Here is a 21,829-nt window from a genome sequence, read left to right as displayed (position 1 = left end):
AATTAGGCAAAAACTGAGTAAGGCAAAAAGTCCGCAAAAACGGATTTTTGATGAAAAATGTGCCTGATCGGGTCGCAGAAGCCAACGCCCAGGGATTGCAACCCCTGGGCGTTCCCCAAAAGCGCATAACAAAACAGGCCCTCATCTTGGCAGATGAAGGCCTGTTTCGATTGGAGATGTCTCTTTATCGAGCCCGGCTTACCAGACGTATTCGGTTCCCACATTGAAACCGTGATACAGTAAGTCGTCTTCGACGAAGAACGTCGCAGGCACAAAGTTCGTGGTGTCGATATTGGGTCCCACAATTGCCAGATTGTCCATGTACAGGACTTTGTAGCCGGCCGTCAGTGACCAACTTGGCAGCAGGTCCATTACCATGTTGACACCGAATTCGCCAACGAACGCCAGATTATCGCCCGAGGTGGACAAGTTGTAGTCGTCCGGGGAATTCCCAATGTCAGCGAAGTTACCGATAGCCGTGAAATCATATCGATTGTTGTAGACGCCCGCTTTGCCATCCAAGCCGATTCGCAGGCCTTGCCGTAGCCCGTACCAGCCGTCGCCACCGAATTGAAAACCCAAGATGTCGTTTCCGCCGCCCCACGAGAGTGAGGTGTTCCCCAGCAAGGCCTCGGAATCGAAGTTGAACTGCTCGGTCATGCGAACATAGCGGAAGCCGAGCAGATAAGTCCCGGATAACCGACTACTGTTGCCCACCCAATAGCGGCGATAGCTCAATTCGGTGCTCTGGAGATCCGACTGATAGTCGGCGGTAAGGTTTTCAGCATCGTCCAGGCCATCGATCGGAAATGGCACGCCGAAGTTGGAAAACACCGTGAACAACTGATTGGGCTGATTCGGTGGGTTTGTCGTAGCTTGATTCGAGTTGACCGTGTCTGTGTAGCCCATGTCGTAGAGACCCATGTAGGTTGCCTCGAACAGCGAAAGGGGGCCCAGATCGTAGCGTATCGCTACTTGCCAGCCAGCATCGTAATCTCCCAGGTCGCTACTAGGATCCAGAATCCGCGGAGCGGCGGGACCGGCGGTGATCGAGCCTAAAGGGCCAACGCCGGCCATTAAGTCGTCGGTTTGGAGGAAGACCGCTCCGAAGGAGAAATCAAAGTAGTGCGGCCCGATCTGGTCTTCCGTGTAGCCGCCGAAGTCGACAGCCATCGGGTCACCGTATCCGCCGCCACCCATGCCTCCCATCCCACCGGGGCAATCACCATAACAACCCTCAGGTCCCGATGGGCAATAGCTGGTCTGCATGACAATCGGATTGCCGTAGACATCAGTGAATTGATTGCCCTGGGCCGCCGCAGGACCACCCGCTAGTGGGGAAGCCATATTCACAGGCATGGATGCCTGCTGGATTGGCCCATTCTGGGGCATAGGTCGCTGAGCCATCTGGCCCAACCCCATCTGCCCCATTCCCATCTGGCCCATACCCATTTGGCCCTGCATCATCTGCCCACCAGGTGGGTAGTTGTTGCTGCCGGGCAACCTGTACTGCTGCGCGTCCACCTGGCCAATCGCCAATACGGCCAGCGCCAGTCCCCAAACGGAGCGCGCCAGCTCTAGCCGCGCAGAGAATCGTCGCTTCGCAGAAAAACATTTCATCGAGAAATCCCCCCTAAATTCTCCCAGCGAAGACCCTCATGGTCTGCTCACAGGAGAATGTGCCGTGCCCTAGCCGGCACGCATTGGCTTGTTTAATTGATGAGCATCTAACTCAAGTAGACCTCCTGTGCGTTGGGCAGCAATTCAAGCAGCGCACCGCAGAACAGTCCGTCTGATAGGGTTTATCGGACCAGTGAGACCGGAATAATCAGATTTTTCGCTACAAGCGGTATTTTTTACGAAATCGATTTGGTTGGGGGCTGGGGACTGCGGACAGCCGACAGCGGACAGGGATTCCCCCATTCCTTCATTCCCCTGTTTCCACTTCCCCTGAGACTCGCCCCTAGTCCTAATAAATGGAAAATTTCCTGTCTCACTGTGTGACCTGCGGCTCAAATCACGACCTTTTAGATTGAGAGTCCGAAGTGGGGTGCTCCGTGCGCGCCGCCGACGAAATCCGTGGAGAAGTAAAGGATTTGGCAAAATTTTGGTTTATTGACGGCGCAAACAGGCGCGAGAAGTTTGACGAGGATTGGGAAGCTAAGTAATATGAATAGCTGGGTGAGCGATTTGGGGGACTTTGGCCAGTTACCCCCTGAGGCCAGTCGCCATCCATCAAACTGCTAGCAGAACCCTCTCACGAGGGTTTCCATTCAGAGGCGTGGAATCTGTTAGCCCCACCAATCGGAACAAACTTATTGCAGCTGGAACTAGAAACTGCTTCCTCGGCTTTTCAGAAGCCGTCGGGAAGTAGCATTGCTCCAGCGTCGTGCTAAACCACAGTTTTCTTCTCCGGCTCAAGGTGCGCCTTCGGCCAGTGGACATAAGAGAACTTGAAGTTGAATGTGGAGAGTCTCGGCAGAGGACTCACATACAGAGCTAGGGGACTAACTTGCGCGGCTTCACCCAGAAGTCCATCCAATCGGGAAAACTAAACATGTCATTGCTGTTTAATCGCAACTCCAATCAACCACAAACTTCCGCGAAAAGATCTCGCCGGCCAGCCGGGATCAGTCGCCGTAAGAAACGCCAATTCGGTTTCGAAACGCTCGAAGACCGCCGTGTCATGTCGGCCCAGAGTCTCGTGCCAGAGTATTCAGCGGTATCTTATTCTAGTCTGACGCCCGAAGGGCAGCAGGCGATTTTGCAACAAGAGTTGCTCTGGTATGCTCTGCAGGCTTCCCAAACAAATGGCCTGGCTAGTGAAGTGAGTACGCTGTCGATTCCCAGTGATCCCCTGCTCAACATGCAATGGCATCTGATTAATTCAGGTCAGCAAGTGGGCAATCCGGACTATCAAGTGATCTTTGGCGTTCCAGGCGAAGACATCAATGTCGCCCCGGTGTGGAACGAGGATAGATTTGGCTCGGGAGTTGTCGTAGCCGTGATCGATTCGGGTGTCCAACTTGATCATCCGGATTTAGCGGCCAACATTGATTTGACTTTCCAACTCGATGCCTTGGCTCAGGATGGCGATGCCAGCCCTGAGATAGGGCAGTTCGATCCTAATAACCCGCAATTCTACGATCCAACCAATGCACACGGTACCGCAGTGGCGGGAATTATCGCTGCCGTAGCCAACAATGGGATTGGTGGATCAGGTATCGCACCAAACGCACAAATTGTTCCCATCCGATTGATCGATACTGGGCAATTTGAGCAAGCTTTTGTTGATACCTTTCGCTACCGGACTCAGGAAATCGACATCACTAATAACAGTTGGGGCCCTGGAGTCGTACGGGGTCTCGATGGCCCTACGGCTAACGAATTGCTAGCTCTTCGCGACTCAGTTTACTTTGGACGCGGAGGTTTGGGAGTGATCCATGTTTTTTCCGCTGGCAACAGTGGTCAAGGACTGGATACTTCGTCCTACAACGGCTGGGTCAACACCCGTTACACGATTGGAGTGACGGGCATCGATCACGATGGCCAGTACAACAACGTCGATGGGACCATCACCAATTATCCAGAAACAAGCGCATCGGTCCTGGTAGCGGCTCCGACAGGTTCAGTAGCCCTCACTGTTGGAACCGAAACGGGCACAGGTAGCGGTATCTGGACAACGGACACTACCGACGACAGTGGCTTCAACGTCAATCCCGATGCGGTGACTGGGCAAGAATTCGATCGCGACTTTGCCTCCAATGAGGCATTTACTTCCCGATTTAATGGCACCTCTGCCTCGGCGCCGATGGTTAGCGGTGTAATTGCACTCATGCTCGAAGCAAATCCCAACCTCAGTTATCGGGACGTGCAGGAGATCCTGGTCCGTTCTGCACGCCAAGCCTCAGAGTTTGCCACACTGGCGGATGGCGCCGACAAGGCGGTCGGTTTTGAGTATCAGAGCCCCTGGATTACAAATCAATTACCGCTTTTCCACGATCCTGACATTTATGATCCATTGATTCCCAGTTCCACACAGCTTGTCAATCCAACTCTTGATCCACGTCTGAATGCTGGGTTGAATGCCCTGCACTATGCGCCGACGCCTCAAGTTTTGACTAATGGAGCAGGCTATACAGTCAGTCAGGGGCGTGGTACGGATCGCGAACAAACAGGTCTGGCCCACGGTGTTGTTGACGCTGAATTGGCTGTCGCGCTTGCGAAACAATGGACCACTAAAGAACAAACACTGGCTGATGAATTGACATTCACTACCCGTCTTGTCTCCTTCATCAACAATCTCCCGGCCGCCGAACGAGTCGTGGACGTCTTTGGACCGAATACTGCCGACCTGATTGTACCCGGGGGCATCGGTGGATTAGCTGGATTCAGTGCGTACTGGGATGAGTATTTAGTCGACGATCCTGACTTCGCTCAGGCATTTCCGGTTCGTGCGGTACCTGTTGAGTTGACTGTCCCCAGCCCTAATGACATGGCAGTAAGAGATGTCGAAATCAAGGTCCAGGTTGCTGCAGACACGGATATGAACGATTTTCTGGACAATGTCCGGATGGTCCTTGTGTCGCCTAACGGAACGCACTCGGAACTTAACTATTATCACGTCGATCCTGCATTCGCTGACCCAGATGATTTTCACCAAATTGATCCAGCGCTTTCACCGGCCTATTCAATTAATGGATTCAATGCGGTTTCGAGTTTACCAGGAGATGCTTTTAATGCAGGTGCCGTCGATACTGGAGTTCGGACATTTTCTTTCTCTACCAACCGCATTTGGGGCGAGCGCTCCGATGATGCGTTAATCTTCGATCCCACGACTGGTAATCCGATAATTAGTCCCTTTGGCGGTGGCAATATCTTCAATGCCATTCCTGGAGAATTTGGCGACTTATTTTCCCAAGGCTGGCAGGTCTATTTCGAAAACTACAGTCCCACACAATTCACAATTCCGGGACTTGAGATTACTTGGCATGGCACGCCTCTTGGTGCCAACACGGAGCGAATTCAGGGTCTCATTGGCGTAGATGACAACGAAGATGACTTGTTTAATTACAGTCGCGTTACTCCAGCCACTTTCGATCTGGACAGTGATCCCACGCGAGTCCGTTTAGGTGAAGTTGCAAACGCAGTTGATCTCAGCCATGAGTCAATGGCGGCAAATATAACTGTCATCGCGACTCGCGTGAGCGACGGAGCCATAGTGGATCGGTTTGTCACCGGGGCAGACGGCAATTTTTACTTCGACTTGGTGCCTGACGAATACGTTATCTCGATCGAAGATCCACTGGGCCGGGTAGCACTGGACGATGGGTCGACAACTGCAGGCTTCCTGCGGCATTTTCAGTCCGAGTGGCACATTACGCCTGAGTTCTTTACTGCCTGGAGCCACACGCCTAATTTGGAGGTGCCAATTGACATTCAGGGAAATCCGCTCCCGTTCCTCGATGGCAGTGGCCAGAGCGTTCAGTATGGGATGACAGGAATCAATTTCTTGCTCGATCCAGGTCCCCCGGTTGCACCCCAGATTCAATTCAGTGGCGTGGTAATGGCCGACCTCAATGGCGATGGCATCTTCAATGGCAATGATGTGAATGTTCCGAACGCCACTGTCTTTGCCGATGTTAATCGCAACGGACAGCTGGACGCCGGAGAACAACTCGTTCAGACGGGTACAAATGGTCAGTACAGTCTAACGGTACCTACTACGATCGCCAATGTCATTAACATTGGAGTAATCAAGCCGGCAGGCTGGACGTTTAGCAATCCCACTGCAGGAGTTAATGCACTTTTTGGCGAGCCAGGGGATGTGTTCACCGGGATAGATTTCAAGATGCAGCCACCTCTAGGAGTTGGCGCGGGCAATGGAACGAGCCAATCGGGCTATCTCCTGGGGAATATCTACGAAGACGTGAACAACAATGGAACCCGCCAGGCCAACGAATTGGGAGTGCCTAACACCACGGTTTTCATTGATGTCAATAACAACGGCACAAGAGAAGTGGGTGAACCGCAAACGACTACCAATTCCAATGGGGCCTACATATTTGCCAATGTCGCACCGGGAACCCATCGGGTGCGTGCGGTCCCCACGGCGCCGTTCATGAACATTAATCCTGGGCCGGGAGTACCACGCGTGGTCACCCTCGCAGGGGGCGGAACCGTCTCACAGATAGAGTTTGGCATTGGCTTGGGTAGCAACCCCAGCGGAGCGAATCTCGACTTCGGTGACCTGCCGGCGAGTTACGGAATCACCTTACTCAGCGAGAATGGTGCCCGCCATGCTAGGAGTGCCTATTACTTAGGGGCTTCGATCGATGTCGATCTTGATGGCAATCCTTCTGCGAATGCCGACGGGGACGACACCACTAACCTAGACGACGAAGACGGCATCGTGGTTGCCCCGTTGATTCCTGGTGCAACCGGGAGCCTGATCGCCACGGCAAGTCGCCAGGGCGGCAACCTCCAAGGCTGGTTCGACTTCAACAACAACGGCGTCTTCGAGGCTTCCGAGAAAGTGATCTCAAATGAGGCTTTGGTGACGGGGCCTAATGTGGTTACTTTCCAGATTCCTGTGGGAATGTCGCTGACGAATATCTATGCCCGCTTCCGCTACGGCGAATATGGCATCAATAGCGTGACCGGTGCGGCGTTGATCGGAGAAGTCGAAGACTATCTGGTCCAACTCGATCCCGGTAGCGTTCCCGCCGTGATTGAGCATGGCCCCGACTTCGACGAAGATGGCGATGTGGATGGCCGTGACTTCCTAGCTTGGTTGCGCGGGTATGGGACCAACAGTGGCGCCGCTCCAAGCCAAGGCGATGCCAACAGCGACGGCAAAGTCAACGGTGTCGACCTGCAACAGTGGCGCGTGGATTACGGAACTTCCTCTGCTCCGATTGTGGCAGCTGTCACCGCAGGTGGAAATGATGGAGAAGATTCGTCCAATGGCTTCAACACTTCGGATGTCGACGCCGAGTTGGTGGTGCTGCCAGCGCCGGTCATTGCTCCGCTGTCGACCGTTGGAATTACGGTCCCAAGCTACACGACTGAGCAATCCTTCTCATCCTTGAGCCAGGTGGTTAATTTTGGGAGCAGTTCCAAAAGCTCGAGTCTTTCCTCGAATACAACAGAAGTATCGGCTCAAGAGTCAACGGCCACTCGCCCCAGTCAACGGATCTTGAATGGGGTAGCGAACGAGGTGGTAAATCGACGCGCTTCCTACCGTCCCCCCACGGCATCGATTGCAGCCCGACTCGAAACCCATCGTATCGACCAAGTCTTTGAACAGTCGAGCGAGGTAGCCGAAATCGGACTGGCCTTGCTGGAAGGCACGAGCCGTCGTCAACAGGGTAGTTCGCATTTTCGGATCGATCATGAGCAACTCGAGTCGCGAGACGCTCACGACGAGAATGCCTTCGACTTGGCCCTGAGCGAAGAAGTCCTCTGGCGCGCGATGTAGACCATCAGTCAAGAGCGAAGAGTCGAGTGTCCAGAGCCACCCCTCTGACCCTTGACTCTCAGCTCTCGACTTTCCAGTTTTTTTCGCTTTTTCTCAAAAAAGCTAGACAAATCACGTTCGATCGCGCATCCTCACGATTAATGGATGCTTCTCTCATTTTTTCGGAGCAGGTTCACGACTGTGCTGTGCGCATGGCCGAGAGCGGCGTCTCAGCATTAGGGGGTCTGTTCGATTTAACCTCGCAGCGGCTTGTTCGCTATGCGGCGACCATTACTCGCAACCAACACGATGCCGAGGACGCGGTCCAGGCAGCGTTGGTCCGGGTTGCCGGCCGGATAGGTCTACTTTGTCAGGCAAGCGACCCATGGTCCTACCTGTTGCGAGTGGTGCGGAATGAAGCGCTCGTAATCTTGCGGCGCAAGAAACGCTGGGTGTTTGTCGCTAATCTCTCAGATCTCTTGACTAAGCGGCTGGTAGACGAAGCTGAGCGGGAAGAATCCCACCGGGCGATTTGGACTGCGCTGCGTACGATCCCCACCGAGCAGGCTGAGGTCGTCGTACTGAAGATCTGGGAAGAAATGACGTTTGACCAAATTGGCGAAGTGTTGGAGGTATCGGCATACACTGCTGCGAGCCGTTATCGCTATGGCATGGAAAAGCTATCCCACAAACTCGTGTCCGAGAAACCAGAGGTGATCCATGAACGAGTTTGATCTGAACCAGCGTGGTGACCGGTTTGCCGGGCTGGAAGAGTCCATCCGTCTAGCGGGAAACTATATCCAGCCGACTGACGATCTTCGGCCCAAGACGCTTGAGGCGGCCCGATCGGCGAGTTATCAGCGGCGCACGAATTGGCGTGCCGGTGCGATGATTGCCGCGGTACTTTTGGTGGCGATCGGTCAGGCGACCAACCAATTTGGCTGGCCGGTTCGGCGACCTATCGCAGCTACAGCGATCAATCATGAATTTGCCCAACGGCAGCAAGCTCTCGAGCGGGGCATCAATCCCGGCTGGGGACTCTATGAGGCATTCTGCGAGTTACGCAGCAAGCAAGCCAATCTGCTCAGAGATTCTTTGTAATCTTCTGGCAGAATTCTGAACAAATCTAACGACGTGGCGCATCAACTCTCATAGGCCGGAAAGAGCAACGTGTTTTTCCGGCATTGCACTTCGCCAAGCGCAACATTGGGAGCGGCTCATGAATAACTTCCCCATTTCGCACGAATTATTCGCGTATTTTTTGAATCAATAGGAGGATCACGGGCCTTGAATGAACAGAAGGAAACAGAGGCAACGGAGAAATGAACACTCCGTTTCCTTTGTCTTCTCTGCGGGAAAGTCCTCCAAAATGCACCCTTTGTTTTCACAAGCCTCTGAATTAACTCATGACGTGATCGGCGCGGCGATTGAGGTACACATGGACAAGGAACCCGGATTATTGGAATCGATATACGAGCGGTGCTTGACTCGAGAACTCGAAGTGCGAGGCCATTTGGTCCAAAGTCAAGACAAAGTAATTATTCGACATAAGCATTTTGAACGCGAAGATCCGCTGAAATTCGACTTACTCATTGATAAGTGCTTGTTTGTTGAGGTCAAAGCCGTTGAAACCGTTCACCCAATCCATAAAGCCCAGTTGCTCAGTTACATGAAACTACTTGATATCCCTTTAGGATTGATTATCAGCTTCAACGTACCCAAGCTAACCAAAGGTCTGTCGAGGTTGATCCTCCCAGGAGCTAACTTAGAGTGAGTGAAAAGAGTAGACAGAGGAAACGGAGTAATTGCCCTCTGTTGTCTCCCTTACCTCCTGTTCAATCCAACCTAGTACTGCCGGAAAATGCCGTAGTTACTATTGAGCCGTTCCTTGCCGGAACTCGTGAAACTCGTTCCGGCCTACAATTATGACCAATGCTACCTTTCAAACTGTGCAGGCGATCAATCGGGAAATCGCTTCCTTGGCTGATGCGGGGGTGCCGATTTGCTTGGGGCCGAAGGTCACCTCGACAAAGCGTAAACTCGAGCGAATCAATGAAAGCCTCGAGCTAAGAACCAGCCTCGGACAAGACATCGAAGCTGCGATTACCAATAATCCTGACCTGCCGAGCATATATCAACACGCGCTGCGAGCCGGTCTAGAGTCCAATGCGCCGGAATTGACACTCTCTGGTGTGACGCGCGAGTCCGCTGCGCGAGACGAATTGCGATCTGCTGCGGCGCGAGCCATGGTCCAGCCATTGATCGTTCTGGCCCTGGCTTATTGCGGATTCATTTTGTTGTGCGCGTTGTTTGTGCCTGAATTGACCAACATCTACGAGCAGCTTCGCCAGGAGCCGAGCGTCCCTGTAAGGATACTGGAAGCCTGTCGCGCGACGATGAAGATCTGGATTCCGCTCGTGCCGATCTTAGTGTTGCTGGCGTTTGTGCTCTGGCGACGTCGGACTGACGAGCCACCCAAGTGGATTCCCGGAGCGCGCCGCTATTTGAAGTCTGTCAAGCATGCGTTATTTGCGGAGGAACTTGCCCGGCTTGTTGGTGCCAAGATGCCACTCGCCGAAGCAGCCCAGTTGGCCAGCGGCACAACGGGCGACGCTGCCCTGATGGAAGCATGTAATGTGTTGACAAGTGACGAGGATCAGAACGTGCACGCCGATGATCCACGTCTTGCGGTGTTGCCACCGCTGGTGCGTTGGGCACTGACTGGAAACCTGGGCGACGAAACGCTGCCAGGAGTCCTGAGCTTCGCCGCTCAGACCTACCGCCAATCTGCAGAGCGAATGGCTGTCGTTTGGCAGACGGCCCTCCCCATCTTACTCGGCGGGTTTCTGAGTGGGGCGATTGTGATGATGTATGGATTGAGTTTGTTTTGGCCCTACGTCCAGATGATGAGAGACTTGGCTAGTTGATGGACAATCTTATGCTCGAATATGACTATCAGGCTTTGAATGCTGAAGGGCAATCGATCACCGGTCGAATTGCGGCCCAGAGTGCTGCGCTGGCGACTGCCGAGTTGGAGGGGCAAGGCCTTACCGTTCAATCGCTGCAGCAAGTAGAGATTGCCGAGCCTGTTCAAGCAATTGTGACACCTGTTTCGCAGGACGCTTGTGACCAAGTCTTGATCGAACGGTTAGACCAACTCATTGCACAACGCGAGATGTTGGTTCCAGCGCTAGCGGCGTTTGCCGCGGAATTGCCAGCCGGTCGCCCTCGGCGCGAGTTGCGCAAGCTCGCTTCCCTGTTAAGCGATGGAGCCAGCGCCGAGCAAATCGTACGAGATTCAGATCTGGCCATCTTGTTGCCACTCGTAGGTGATGATGTGATGCGGGGTACGCACCGGTCCCTCGACAACTTGTTATCAGAGTCGGCTCAGAGAAACCGCACGCGGACAATGCGAGTACGAACCCTTATCTACCCAATGATTGTTATTGCGACGGCGCTGGTAGTTTTAATGTTTTTAGCAGCGGCAGTTGTTCCCTCCTTTAGTGATATTTATGACGATTTCGATCTCGATTTACCTGAGTTAACTGTGCTCCTCGTAAAGTTCTCGAACGAGTTACTCAATCATCCGCTGAGGTTGCTAACAGTGATCGTGCTCGTGGGGGCGGCCTGCTATTATACAATTCGCTTTCTCACATCGTGGGGCCTCCCTGGTCGAGTTTTCCGGTTGCTTACGACCGGTAGCTCAAGTCAGCTCTCGGCCCTGTCGATATTCGCGCGAACGATGGCCGAAGCCTTGGGGGCGGGATTCTCTCTTTCTTGCTCTTTGCGGATGGCAGGCCAGTGTAGCAATCAGCAATGGGTCCGCATCGAAGCGGACAGACTCGCTGCGTCTGCCGAGAATGATTGGTGTCTTTCTGAATCCGCAACTAGCGAGGCACGTTTGCCAACAACTTTATCTTATGCTTTGCGAGCAGGACCCTCCGGTGCGCCGAGCCTGCCCTTATTGCGCGAGGTTGCCGAGCTGTATGCAGAACGTATCCGCAACCGGTTCGATTGGAGTACTGGGTTTATGCCCCAGTTCATGATTCTCTTAGTAGGGATCGTCGTATTTGGGGTTGTGATGGCTCTCTACTTGCCACTTGTTTACCTAATCAACGGACTCACAGGATAACACCTTGCAAGCCAAGTTTCCCACCTTTGTGCGACTCATACATGGAGTGCAGCGGCTCTCGCCGGTACTGACCACACCTTGGTGGCCGGCAGATCGGCTCGCGTCGAAACAGCGAGCCCTGCTGCGAATTCTCCGGGTGGCGGCTACAGAGCGAATGGAAGCAGCACCCTTGGTGGAAAATCTGGCCGCGGAACATCGCTTTCGTTTTCGACGTCGCTTGCGACTCTTGGCCCGGCGTTTGGCTGCGGGCACTCCGCTGGCGGATGCCTTGGAGCAAACCCCCGGCGTGGTCTCGGATCAGCAGCAGTTGGCGATCCGGTTTGGCGAGCAAGCTGGCACCTTGCCGGCTATCCTCACCAACCTGCTTGAGCGTGACGACACGACTACGAAGCAGACAGACATGCGACTCCGGCAAATCGCCTTCTATGCCACAATTACTACGGCCATTTTTGTGTTCGTGCTGAGTTTCATATTGATCAAGATTATTCCTAGCTATCAAGCCATCTTCGATGATTTCGACTTGGAACTACCAAGACCAACGATCCTCATGATTGGAGTGAGCACTTGGGCCGTTAATTATTGGTATCTTCTCGCTTTGCCAGTCGCACTAATGGTCTGGTTGATTTTCTCGGAAAGATCTCGCCGATTCTTTCGTCGAAAACTCTGGTCACGGATTTTACCACCCGTTGCCCAATTGCGCAGTGCCGACTTGCTGAGCCTACTATCAATCTCAGTGCGAGCTGGGAGACCTCTGGCCGGGGCGATCTCTACATTGGCTCGATACCACTTCGACACCCTCGTGAGGCATAAACTGCTGTTCGTACGCAACGAGATAGAGCAGGGTACCGACGTCTGGGATAGCATGGCTACGGCTCGCTTGCTCTCACCACAAGAATCATGTGCGCTCGACAATTCCACCTCGTCCGAATCACGTGCCTGGTCAATGACGCAACTTGCTCAGCTGAGACAAGGTCGCGTGGCGGGACGGATCGAAATTGTGGTGACGTTCCTCCAGGCGTTGGTGATTCTGCTTTTGGCCGGGGCGGTCTTGCTCGTGGCAATCGCCTGTTTGTCGCCGCTCATAGACATGGTTTCGGGGCTCTCTGGATGAATAAAATAAACTTAAGTCGAGAGGCAATTAGAGGTTTACCCGTAGAACGGCCACTCTTGGCCGTTGAACCCACGACAGGCAAGTGTGCCCGTCCTACGCGCCATGGTAGCACCATGACCGAGCTATTGGTGGCCGCCACGCTCTTGATTGGGGCCATGGCCTTTATTGGTCCGCTATCTGTAAGGAGTGGACGACTGCGCCAGGACACCCGTCACTATCAATCAGCTCTCGAAGAAGTCTCCAATCAACTCGAGCGACTCACTACCCTGGAGGGAGACGAGCGAACAACTGCACTTGCTGAGTTGGCACCCTCTCAAGCTGCTCAGTCCAGTTTGCCCAATCCGCAACTATCTGCCGAGACGATTGACGACGCCGATGGCTTGCGGATCGCTCTGCAAATTCAATGGGACCGGTTGGGCAAGCCAAAACCGCTCTCCCTTGTGGCATGGATCAAGCCTCCTGAAGTCAAGGAGGAAGATCAATGATTCGCCGCAAAGGTTTCACGCTTGTTGAGGTAATGGCGGCCATATCGGTCGGCAGTGTGCTCTTGGTGCTGTCGTTAGGCGTGGTGCATCGTGCCTTGAATTTGGAATCGAATTCCCGCGATCAGGCCCGTGTAAGTCATAGCCTCACCCGGCTAAGCCATGATTTTCGTCACGACGTACAGCGAGCAATGGATGTTGATCTGGGGCAAGAAGCCGCGCTGGTCCTCTCAATGGCCAACGAGTCGACAGTTACCTACACAATTGCAGAAAAATATTTGCTGCGTGAGCAGGTACTTGATGACGGAGTCGCTCAGCGGGAGTTCTACGATTTACCTCCCGAGGCAGTCGTTCAGTTCCTTGAAAGTGAAGCGCCGAGTCGATTGGAACTATCCATCACCCACGACCTGAAACTCTTCGGTGTCGAACCTCGCCCAATCTTGCACACCGTGGTCGAAGTAGGTCGGCTCGTGCGATTGAGCAGCCCCCAGGAAGCAGAACGATGAGTGTGATTTTCCGCAAACGCCGAATACTACGATCTGGTTGCCAAGGAGCGATCCTGATTTGTGTGTTGGCCTGTCTGGTAATCATTACCTCAATGGTTACGGCAACGATCCGATCGGCACTGAGATCTCACCTTGAGGTCCGCCAGCAGCGCAACTTGCGACAAGCAGAGTTAATCCTAGAAGCGGGCATCTTGCGTGCTCGCCAACAGGTCTTGGCTGATCCAGACTACAAGGGAGAAGTCTGGCAGTTGGCCGTCGACACAATTCCAGGGACAGACTCCGCCACCATTGAAATCGCAACGCAACCTGCCGTAGAAGCTCGCCAAATCAACGTCACGGCTCGACTTGGTGAGGATTCCCATCGGCGTATCCAACGAACCTACACATTTACTTTCGATCCAACTTATGCCTCCAACAAGGAGTAATCCCATGACTCGCCCAGTTCGTTCTCATGCAGTTTCCAAATCAGAAAAAGCTTTCACCTTAGTAGAACTTTTGGTAGTGATCGCCATCATCGGCGTTCTGGTAGCGCTGTTGCTGCCGGCGGTGCAGGCGGCACGCGAGGCTGCCCGGCGTACGAGCTGTTTGAACAATATCTCCCAATTGGCCCTGGCCACGCACAACTACGAGTTCGGAGTCGAACATCTGCCCGCTGGGGTCATCAATCCCACGGGACCGATCCGCAGTGAGCCGGACGGCCAGCATGTTAGTTGGATCGTACAGATTCTGCCGTACATGGAGATGCGCACCGCCTACGAATTGTTTGACATGAAGGCGGGCGCTTATGCACCGGTCAATGCTCCAATTCGGGCGGTGTCGGTTTCACTGTTGATGTGCCCCTCTTTTCCTGGCAACGAGAAAAATGAAGACGAAACCGTCGCCTTCGGCACGTACGCTGGTTGCCACGATGGGAGCGAAACGCCGATCAACTCGGACAACAACGGAGTCCTGTTTCTCAACAGTAACATTCGTTATAGCGATATTCTCGACGGGAGTTCGCAGACTTTGCTCCTCGGCGAAATGTGGCCATTTGAGAGCAGTCTTGGATGGGTGAGTGGCACCCGCGCGACGCTACGGAACACGAGCAAGATTGGTAAGCTCACGTGGGGACAACGAAAAGATCAGCAGGCTGATCCTCCAGGCCCCTTAGAAGTTGGCGGATTTGACAGTGCCCATCCCGGAATAGTGAACACTGCCTTGGCCGATGGTTCTTGCCGAGCGTTAAATGTGGACACAGATGCCAAAGTGCTCGAACAACTGGGCAACCGTGCCGATGGTGTCTTGCAGAAAGAGTATTGATCGTTTCTCGTTGCCAAGTCCCTCCGAGTCACGGATTTATGGCGACGCGGTCGCAGTATTCACTCTCAAAGAGATTGAAAATCCCTTTGGCTTGCTGCCATCGGCTATTGAGGAGTACAATTGCGTTGTGCGATTGTTTTCTTTGATTCCACAGGAGGCCTCTCATGAAAGCTCGCTGCTTGGCCTTGTTACTTTCGACAACGATGTTTAGCTACTCCAATGCCCAGGTAACTCAGGTCCAGACGGTTCAGTTGCCGACGTTTCACTATTTCGGAGTTTCGACGACCGTCGTCGTGCCCACTCGGGGGACAGTTTCCTTGGGAAGCATTGGCGGAAGCACGCGGACTCGGTTTGATCGCGTCGGCAGCCGCTCAGTGGGTACAAGTGCCTTCGCGGGAGGACTGTCAGTGAGTGCAACCGTAATCGATCTCGCCGAGATGGATAGGGAAGTCTTGGCCGAGGCCGCCCGTCGACGAGGGGCGAAGCACGATGTGCTGGGGCGCCCTGTTGATACGAGCGCAACGAACTGGCTCGAAGCCCAACGGGCCGCCACCTATTTGCGGCGAGGTCAGACAGCTGAAGGGGCAGGGCAGGCAGAGTTGGCCCGAGTCTTTTATCGACGGGTTGCTAAACACGGCAGCGAGAGCGAACGCCAAATTGCCGAGGCGCGACTCACGGCGATTGAATCCTCACTAGCGGTTCGTCCCCGCCAATAATCCCAAGAAATCTCGCCACATGGCTGCCAAGAAATGGAAAAACCCGTTCTATACGTTGCTCATCCCAGTGGGGATGGTGTTCGTAGTCACGGTGTTCGCCTATGGCTTCATGGCTTTTCTGGCGGTCAATGGCACTAACATCGAAGCCACCAGCCAGTCAGGCCATCCCCTCTTTGCCTGGCTTGATAAGCACGGCACGCAACTGGTGCTGTGGGAACTCGCTGTCTTGGGAGTCCTGACCGTAGGAGCGATCGCTACGGATAGTTGGTGGATAGCTCAAAGCTCGTCAGACAACCCATCCAAAGACAGTTCTGAATATTCGAATGAATAGCAGTCAAGTGAATAGCTCCAAGTTTTCATTCTCTCTCCCAGGGAAGGCTCAATAGTAACCTCGGTATTTTTCGTCAGCCCATGGATTGGTTTGAACAGAAGGGAACAGAGGCAACGGAGGGCAATTTCTTGGTTTCCTCTGTCTACTCTTCTCACTCACTCTAATTTAACTCCTGGGAGGATCAACCACGACACCTCAATCGCCGCGCCGATCACGTCGTGGGTTATTTCAGAGGCCAGTGAGAACAAAGAGTGCATTATAGAGGACTTTGAAGCAGAGAAGACAAAGGAAACAGAGCTTTCATTTCTCCGTTGTCTCCCTTTCCTTCTGTTCAATCAAGGCCCTTACGCTGTTATGGATCCCAAAGCCATTCTAAGAACTCCTGCTATCAATATAGGAAAGTTATTCATGAGCTGTTTCCTCGCTTGCTTACTGCTTTTGACAGAGGTGAGTGGAGCGGAGGCGAACCTCTGGCCAGGATTCGTTGCTCAAGGCTTCCACCAGGAGCAGGTCCGGGAAATCCGTTTTGCAGAGGACGCCCGTGCGATTGTTATGGCACCGGCGCCAGATCGCGTGGATCCCAATCAGCCGATCTTGCTGATTATCTATGCCACTCCCAACGGCAACACCGCCGAGCAGACACTAGGTTGCCAATTGACCGAGGGAATGGACTGGCATTTCGATATTCAGCACGTTGCTGCCCAGTGGAGGCAGTTTGCTACTTTGGAGCAAGATCGCACGGTGGTGCTTGCATGCGTGCAGGCCAATGCTCTGAGTTGGCCAAGCTGGAAGAGTCAAAGAATCAAAGGACCACAAATTATCCGCGAAATCGTCGAAGCCCTCGCCGTGAGTCTCCCCTCCAAGGAAGTTGATATCGTGCTGACCGGTCATAGCGGGGGAGGCAGTTTTCTTTTTGGATACCTAGATTCCGTCGAGCAGGTTCCTCAACAAGTTGAACGTATTGCGTTCTTAGATGCGAACTATAGTTTCGATGCTGACCAGCAGCATGGAAAAAAGTTGATTTACTGGCTAGAGTCTGACCCCTCACACCATCTCATCGTCTTAGCATACGACGACCGCGAGATCGAATTCAACGGCAAGAAAGTCGTCGGGCCTACTGGTGGGACCTTTCGCGCCACCCAGAAGATTGTAGACGATTTTAAGACCCAGATCCCCATCGACGAGTCCGTCCAAGGTGCGTTCAAGAAGTACGTCGGCCTTGACGGCCGGTTTGTCTCGCTGGTTCATCCCAATCCGGAAAACAAGATATTGCATACGCGGCTCGTCGGTGAGATGAATGGATTGCTCGCTGCGCTCACGATCGGAACACCTCTTCGCGGAGCTTGGAGCGAACTGGCTCCTACTCGGACCTATACCGAGTGGATCGAATCAAGCCCGCTCCAGCCTGCTGCCTTGCACGGCGTAGCACCCGCTGTGCAATCTCGACGGGCAGATGCACCCGAAGGCACCACTGTCGTAGAATCGCTTATTGATGCTTCTCCTTCGCAAAGGGAGGCGGCCCTTGTCAAGGTAATCTTGCAAGGCAATATCCCCGAGTGGTGGCGAGACTTTCAGAAGATTTCAGCGGAGATTCAAACCGAATCTGGCGATGTCCATAGAATCGTCTATCGGGTGTCGCCCGACTACTTGGCAGTTGGTGGGAATGAGGATTTCGTCCGCCTGCCGCTAACTCCCTACACCGCACAGCATTTAGCCGACATGCTGGGCTGCGTCTTACCCACTCGAAAAATGGTGGATGATATTTACAACGCTGCAACGGTGAAGCTGGCGCCTCAACCGTTGACCGCGAATCGTGAAACCTTGTCCACTTTCAACCATCACAATCAGCTCATTCAAGGACAGCTGGACAATCGCGTCTCAGGTCCGCTGCTCGCGGGAATCAAAAAAGATGTCGTAGTGTCTAACGAGCTTGCGGATCGCCCTGGGCACGTGGCAATCTATGGTTGGCATCAACTCGATGGAAAACCGATTCAGCCGCTTACGACGATTCACGTCGATTGGTATGTCGATTACAGTCATGGCATTCGGCTGGTCGATCAATGGGCAGAAGTCGATGGAAAGCCCATGCTAATCGAGGATGTGCTACGCGACGAGACGCTTTGCAGACTGTTGTCCGATGAAGGAACTGTCTTGCAAGCGAAGTACGAATTACCGAAGATGGAGTAATTGAACTCAAATCATCAAATTACGGAAAGTTGATCAATGCTTGGAAGTCATTCTCTTTTGCGCGTCCCTGTTCTTGCATTGATCCTGACTTGCCTCTGGCTCATCCAGGGATTGCGAGCCGCCGAAGAACCCGCTGCGGACCTGCCGAACATCGTCATCATTTTCATCGACGATATGGGCTATGCGGATATCGGCCCGTTCGGTGCCACGGATTATCCCACACCGAATTTGGACCGCATGGCCAGCGAGGGCCGCGTGTTTACCGATTTCGTTTCGGCGACGGCGGTCTGCTCAGCTTCAAGGGCCGCCCTGCTCACGGGATGTTATCCCGAGCGGGTGAGCATCCTGGGTGCGTTATCACCCGATGCGAAACATGGAATTAATTCCGACGAACTGACGATGGCGGAACTCTGCAAACAACGCGGCTATGCCACGGCGATCTTCGGGAAATGGCACCTGGGACACTTGCCCCCCTTTCTACCTCTGCAACATGGTTTCGACGAATATTTTGGCCTGCCCTACTCCAATGACATGTGGCCATTGCACCCAGATTACGTGAAGCTACCCCCGGAAGCCGCAAATCGCAAACAACGGTACCCGGACCTTCCCCTGTTCGATGGCAATCGAATCGTCGATGACGAAGTGACCGGCGACGATCAGGCCCAACTAACGACACTCTACACGGAAAGGGCCGTCGAGTTTATCAATCGCAACGCCAAGCGACCATTTTTTCTTTATGTCCCCCACTCCATGGTCCATGTGCCCCTGTTCGTCTCTAGCAAGTTTCGCGACAAGAGCGGCGCGGGTCTCTTCGGCGACGTGGTAATGGAGATCGATTGGTCTGTGGGACAAGTTCTCGATGCCATTTCTCAGAACGAACTTGACGAAAAAACACTCGTGATTTTTACCTCGGATAATGGCCCTTGGTTGAACTTCGGCAACCATGCCGGCTCGGCAAAGCCTCTCCGCGAGGGGAAAGGAACGATGTTTGAAGGAGGCTATCGAGAGCCGTGCATCATGCGTTGGCCAGGCAAGATTCCAGCCGATACGAAATGCGACGAATTGGCGTCTACGATCGATCTGCTCCCCACGGTGGCAAATCTGATAGATGTCGAATTGCCTCCCGAACGGACCATCGATGGCAAAGACATTTGGCCCCTCATGACGGGTGAACCGGATGCCGTGAGTCCGCATGAGATTTTCTATTGCTACTATGGCGGTGAACTGCACGCGGTCCGTGATCGCCGTTGGAAACTGCACTTCCCGCATCAATACCGAACCCTGGCCGGCAAACCGGGTGGACAGGATGGCGTGCCTGTGCCCTACAGCCAGCGCAAGACGGGCCTGGAGCTTTACGACTTGAAAAACGACGTAGGAGAAACGAAAAATGTGGCCCGTCGACACCCGCAGATTGTCGCACGCCTGACGAAAGGAGCAGAAACCGCCCGCACGGCGCTTGGCGACAAGCTGACCAACCGTGAAGGCACAGAGATTCGCCCCCACGGAACGAGCGAATGAGTGCGTGATTGGTTACTTTTCACTGCGCAAAAAACGCCTTTTGCGAGAACATCAGGTCGTCCGAAATTCTGCTGACTATTTCCGAAAAGGGGCTTAAGTGGGGATAACTCATAGTAGCGGAGGTCGATAAAGCCGCGGTACTTAGGGGTGGGCAGTGAAGCTGCAACGGATAACAAATTCGACGGTAATAATGCTTGATAATCCAAGCTGTAATTGTAGAGAAGCCTGTTTGAATGTCTCTGCATCCACAGCGTTCTCACAGAACGCTACCCCGACAAGCGAGTGCCGCAATACCGCCGAGTACCATTAGCAAAATTGAATTCGGCTCTGGCACAACTGTAAAGTCAATACTAGGCGAGAAAACCTTAAACAGTAAATTTTGAAACAAGAAATTTGCGTCTGAGTTAAACGTCAGTGGCGTCGGGCGAATCCAAATTGGATCAAGCTGATTGATGATGCTAAATTGGGTAAACTCGATTTTTGACGGAGCATCAATTCGCGTAAGATCGACAGTATAATCTCCAGGTCCATGACCAATGAACGTACCGCGTGGAAAAGAACCCAACTGAGGATCAGTAAAATAGGACAGGGCAATTCCATTGGGTTGTGGATTTGTCCAAGTTAGATCAAATACTTTCCCGACAGTTGCACCGTTGGACGGCGATGTAATGACTGGAGTTAAGATGTTCAAGAATTCGTCAGGAAGTTGTGGCAGTGTTATCTGATAGCTCTTCTTAATTCCATTGATTGTTTCTTCAAAAATCCAGTTCCCAGGAAGGACGTTGCTTAATTCATTCAGAGATATTCCGCTTTGCTGTATGATTATATTGTCAAACGGAGGAATACTTTCTTGATATCGAAATCCCTGGGGAGAAACGAGTTCCAAGAACTTATTTTCGCCAGAATCCTGCCTAGATATAAAGAAATCGAAGTTGTAAACTGCTTCAGCGTTGAAGCTATGCTTCCGCTCAACACTGACACCCAGACTATATTGTGCTGCGAATGTCTGAGCGATGAAAGACAGAGAAAGGCAAATCGCAGTAACGATTACTCTTGCATTAGTCTCGTCAACGTTTATTTGTAGCGGTATCCGCAATGTCGGAGGTAGTTTCGGCATTCATGTTCGGTGAATAGATCGAGAACTCTTCCACAGAGTTCGGTTAGTTTTTCTATGGTACGTTGGGCTCCATCNCGTAAGAGCTTNTTGAACTTGCTGAATGCCAACTCGATGGGATTGAGATCCGGCGAGTAGGGTGGCAAGTAACGCACTTCAGCACCCACGGCTGCGATCGCCTCGACAACTCCCTTCACCTTGTGGCTGGAGAGATTGTCCATCACGACCACGTCCCCCTGCTTCAACGTGGGAACAAGGTGTTGTTCTACCCAGGCTAAGAAGATACGGCCGTTGATTGCCCCTTCAACACACAAAGGTGCTACAAAACCGGTAGAACGCATGGCTCCCAAGAACGTGTTCGTTTGCCAACGACCGTTTGGTACATACTGCACTAAACGCGTTCCCCGCAGACTGCGGCCATAGGTACGCGTCATGTTCGTCTTGGCCCAGGTCTCATCAAGGAAAACTACTTCATCTGGGACAATAGTTAGCTGCTCGGCCACCCACTGACGACGGGCTTCTACGACGTCTTCCCGCTTCTGCTCTGCGGCGAGGAGCGTCTTTTTTTTCGCGTACGCTTCAATGTCCGGCATGCGCGGCTAAGCGTCATATCAGAGACTTCCCAGTCTAGTTCGTCTTCAGCAGCGGCTACCAATTCACGCAAATAGATATCCGGCTGTGCATCTAACTTGGCGAGAATCCAATCCGCATAAGGTTCCCAACTCTTCTGACGCTTGCGGGTAGTCGATGGAGCTAACTTCCCTTGTTCGCGCCGCTCCTGCTTGATCCGACGTACCCAAGATTCGGAGACATCGAAACGTAAAGCCACTTCACGGGTGCCACCACCTCCATCACAAGCCGCCAAGACCTCACGGCGAAATTCCTTCGAGTAAGCTAACATCGGTTCACCTCCTGTTTCTGGTGAACCTAGATTAACTAACTTACCTAGAGGGCGCTAGAGCTACATGCAACAC

19 protein-coding genes are annotated in these 21,829 nt (G+C 53.2%); 15 read left to right on the top strand and 4 right to left on the bottom strand.

Going from position 1 to position 21,829, the window contains the following annotated elements; translation table 11 throughout:
* Positions 1 to 198: 198 nt before the first annotated feature.
* Entirely contained in the window at positions 199 to 1,620 is a 1,422-nt protein-coding gene (locus tag Pla144_RS06365) for a BBP7 family outer membrane beta-barrel protein (protein WP_146449136.1), read from the bottom strand.
* Between the two features lie 937 nt (positions 1,621 to 2,557).
* Here Pla144_RS06365 and Pla144_RS06360 point away from each other — a divergent pair.
* The 15 genes from Pla144_RS06360 to Pla144_RS06290 all read left to right on the top strand — a co-directional run bounded on the left by Pla144_RS06360 (position 2,558) and on the right by Pla144_RS06290 (position 19,741).
* A complete protein-coding gene (locus Pla144_RS06360) occupies positions 2,558 to 7,480 on the top strand; it encodes a S8 family serine peptidase (RefSeq protein WP_146449134.1) in 4,923 nt (1,640 codons plus the stop codon).
* 140 nt (positions 7,481 to 7,620) lie between these two features.
* Entirely contained in the window at positions 7,621 to 8,193 is a 573-nt protein-coding gene (locus tag Pla144_RS06355) for an RNA polymerase sigma factor (RefSeq protein ID WP_197530430.1), read from the top strand.
* Positions 8,180 to 8,560: a hypothetical protein gene (locus tag Pla144_RS06350; protein ID WP_146449132.1), complete on the top strand. Its 381-nt coding sequence runs from the start codon at positions 8,180 to 8,182 to the stop codon at positions 8,558 to 8,560. The genes Pla144_RS06355 and Pla144_RS06350 overlap by 14 nt, the downstream gene beginning before the upstream one ends.
* A gap of 268 nt (positions 8,561 to 8,828) precedes the next feature.
* Positions 8,829 to 9,233, top strand: a complete 405-nt coding sequence (locus Pla144_RS06345) for a GxxExxY protein (protein WP_146449130.1) — start codon at positions 8,829 to 8,831, stop codon at positions 9,231 to 9,233.
* Positions 9,234 to 9,384: 151 nt separating this feature from the next.
* The gene (locus tag Pla144_RS06340; protein ID WP_146449128.1) at positions 9,385 to 10,386 is read left to right on the top strand and encodes a type II secretion system F family protein; all 1,002 of its coding nucleotides are present in this window, start codon (positions 9,385 to 9,387) and stop codon (positions 10,384 to 10,386) included.
* An 11-nt stretch (positions 10,387 to 10,397) separates the two neighbouring features.
* Complete coding sequence (locus Pla144_RS06335) at positions 10,398 to 11,591, top strand: type II secretion system F family protein (protein ID WP_197530429.1); 1,194 nt, start codon at positions 10,398 to 10,400, stop codon at positions 11,589 to 11,591.
* Between the two features lie 4 nt (positions 11,592 to 11,595).
* Entirely contained in the window at positions 11,596 to 12,702 is a 1,107-nt protein-coding gene (locus Pla144_RS06330) for a type II secretion system F family protein (RefSeq protein WP_146449124.1), read from the top strand.
* Complete coding sequence (locus Pla144_RS06325; protein WP_146449122.1) at positions 12,699 to 13,187, top strand: type II secretion system protein; 489 nt, start codon at positions 12,699 to 12,701, stop codon at positions 13,185 to 13,187. The genes Pla144_RS06330 and Pla144_RS06325 overlap by 4 nt, the downstream gene beginning before the upstream one ends.
* A complete protein-coding gene (locus Pla144_RS06320; protein WP_146449120.1) occupies positions 13,184 to 13,690 on the top strand; it encodes a prepilin-type N-terminal cleavage/methylation domain-containing protein in 507 nt (168 codons plus the stop codon). The genes Pla144_RS06325 and Pla144_RS06320 overlap by 4 nt, the downstream gene beginning before the upstream one ends.
* Positions 13,687 to 14,115, top strand: a complete 429-nt coding sequence (locus Pla144_RS06315) for a hypothetical protein (protein ID WP_146449118.1) — start codon at positions 13,687 to 13,689, stop codon at positions 14,113 to 14,115. Before Pla144_RS06320 ends, Pla144_RS06315 begins: the two co-directional genes overlap by 4 nt.
* 4 nt (positions 14,116 to 14,119) lie before the next feature.
* Complete coding sequence (locus Pla144_RS06310; protein WP_146449116.1) at positions 14,120 to 14,989, top strand: DUF1559 domain-containing protein; 870 nt, start codon at positions 14,120 to 14,122, stop codon at positions 14,987 to 14,989.
* Positions 14,990 to 15,153: 164 nt separating this feature from the next.
* Complete coding sequence (locus Pla144_RS06305) at positions 15,154 to 15,705, top strand: hypothetical protein (RefSeq protein WP_146449114.1); 552 nt, start codon at positions 15,154 to 15,156, stop codon at positions 15,703 to 15,705.
* A 19-nt stretch (positions 15,706 to 15,724) separates the two neighbouring features.
* Positions 15,725 to 16,036 carry a hypothetical protein gene (locus tag Pla144_RS06300; protein WP_146449112.1) on the top strand — a complete coding sequence of 104 codons (312 nt, stop codon included), beginning with the start codon at positions 15,725 to 15,727 and terminating at the stop codon, positions 16,034 to 16,036.
* A gap of 408 nt (positions 16,037 to 16,444) precedes the next feature.
* Entirely contained in the window at positions 16,445 to 18,223 is a 1,779-nt protein-coding gene (locus Pla144_RS06295; RefSeq protein ID WP_146449110.1) for a hemophore-related protein, read from the top strand.
* Between the two features lie 36 nt (positions 18,224 to 18,259).
* On the top strand, positions 18,260 to 19,741 hold the full coding sequence (locus tag Pla144_RS06290; protein WP_146449108.1) for a sulfatase family protein: 1,482 nt from the start codon (positions 18,260 to 18,262) through the stop codon (positions 19,739 to 19,741).
* 256 nt (positions 19,742 to 19,997) lie between these two features.
* Here the strand turns inward: Pla144_RS06290 and Pla144_RS06285 are convergent, their stop codons facing one another.
* From Pla144_RS06285 to Pla144_RS06275, 3 genes are all read right to left on the bottom strand, one after another.
* Positions 19,998 to 20,858 (bottom strand): PEP-CTERM sorting domain-containing protein, encoded by an 861-nt coding sequence (locus Pla144_RS06285; protein ID WP_146449106.1) that lies wholly within the window; start codon positions 20,856 to 20,858, stop codon positions 19,998 to 20,000.
* Positions 20,816 to 21,448 carry an IS630 family transposase gene (locus Pla144_RS06280; protein WP_146449104.1) on the bottom strand — a complete coding sequence of 211 codons (633 nt, stop codon included), beginning with the start codon at positions 21,446 to 21,448 and terminating at the stop codon, positions 20,816 to 20,818. The genes Pla144_RS06285 and Pla144_RS06280 overlap by 43 nt, the downstream gene beginning before the upstream one ends.
* Positions 21,376 to 21,756: an IS630 transposase-related protein gene (locus tag Pla144_RS06275; protein WP_146449102.1), complete on the bottom strand. Its 381-nt coding sequence runs from the start codon at positions 21,754 to 21,756 to the stop codon at positions 21,376 to 21,378. Before Pla144_RS06275 ends, Pla144_RS06280 begins: the two co-directional genes overlap by 73 nt.
* Positions 21,757 to 21,829 lie beyond the last annotated feature (73 nt).

Source organism: Bythopirellula polymerisocia (assembly GCF_007860015.1).
Classification (GTDB): Bacteria; Planctomycetota; Planctomycetia; order Pirellulales; family Lacipirellulaceae; genus Bythopirellula; species Bythopirellula polymerisocia.
The sequence above is the reverse complement of the archived record's forward strand: the minus strand, read 5'-3'. Positions and strand labels throughout refer to the sequence as shown.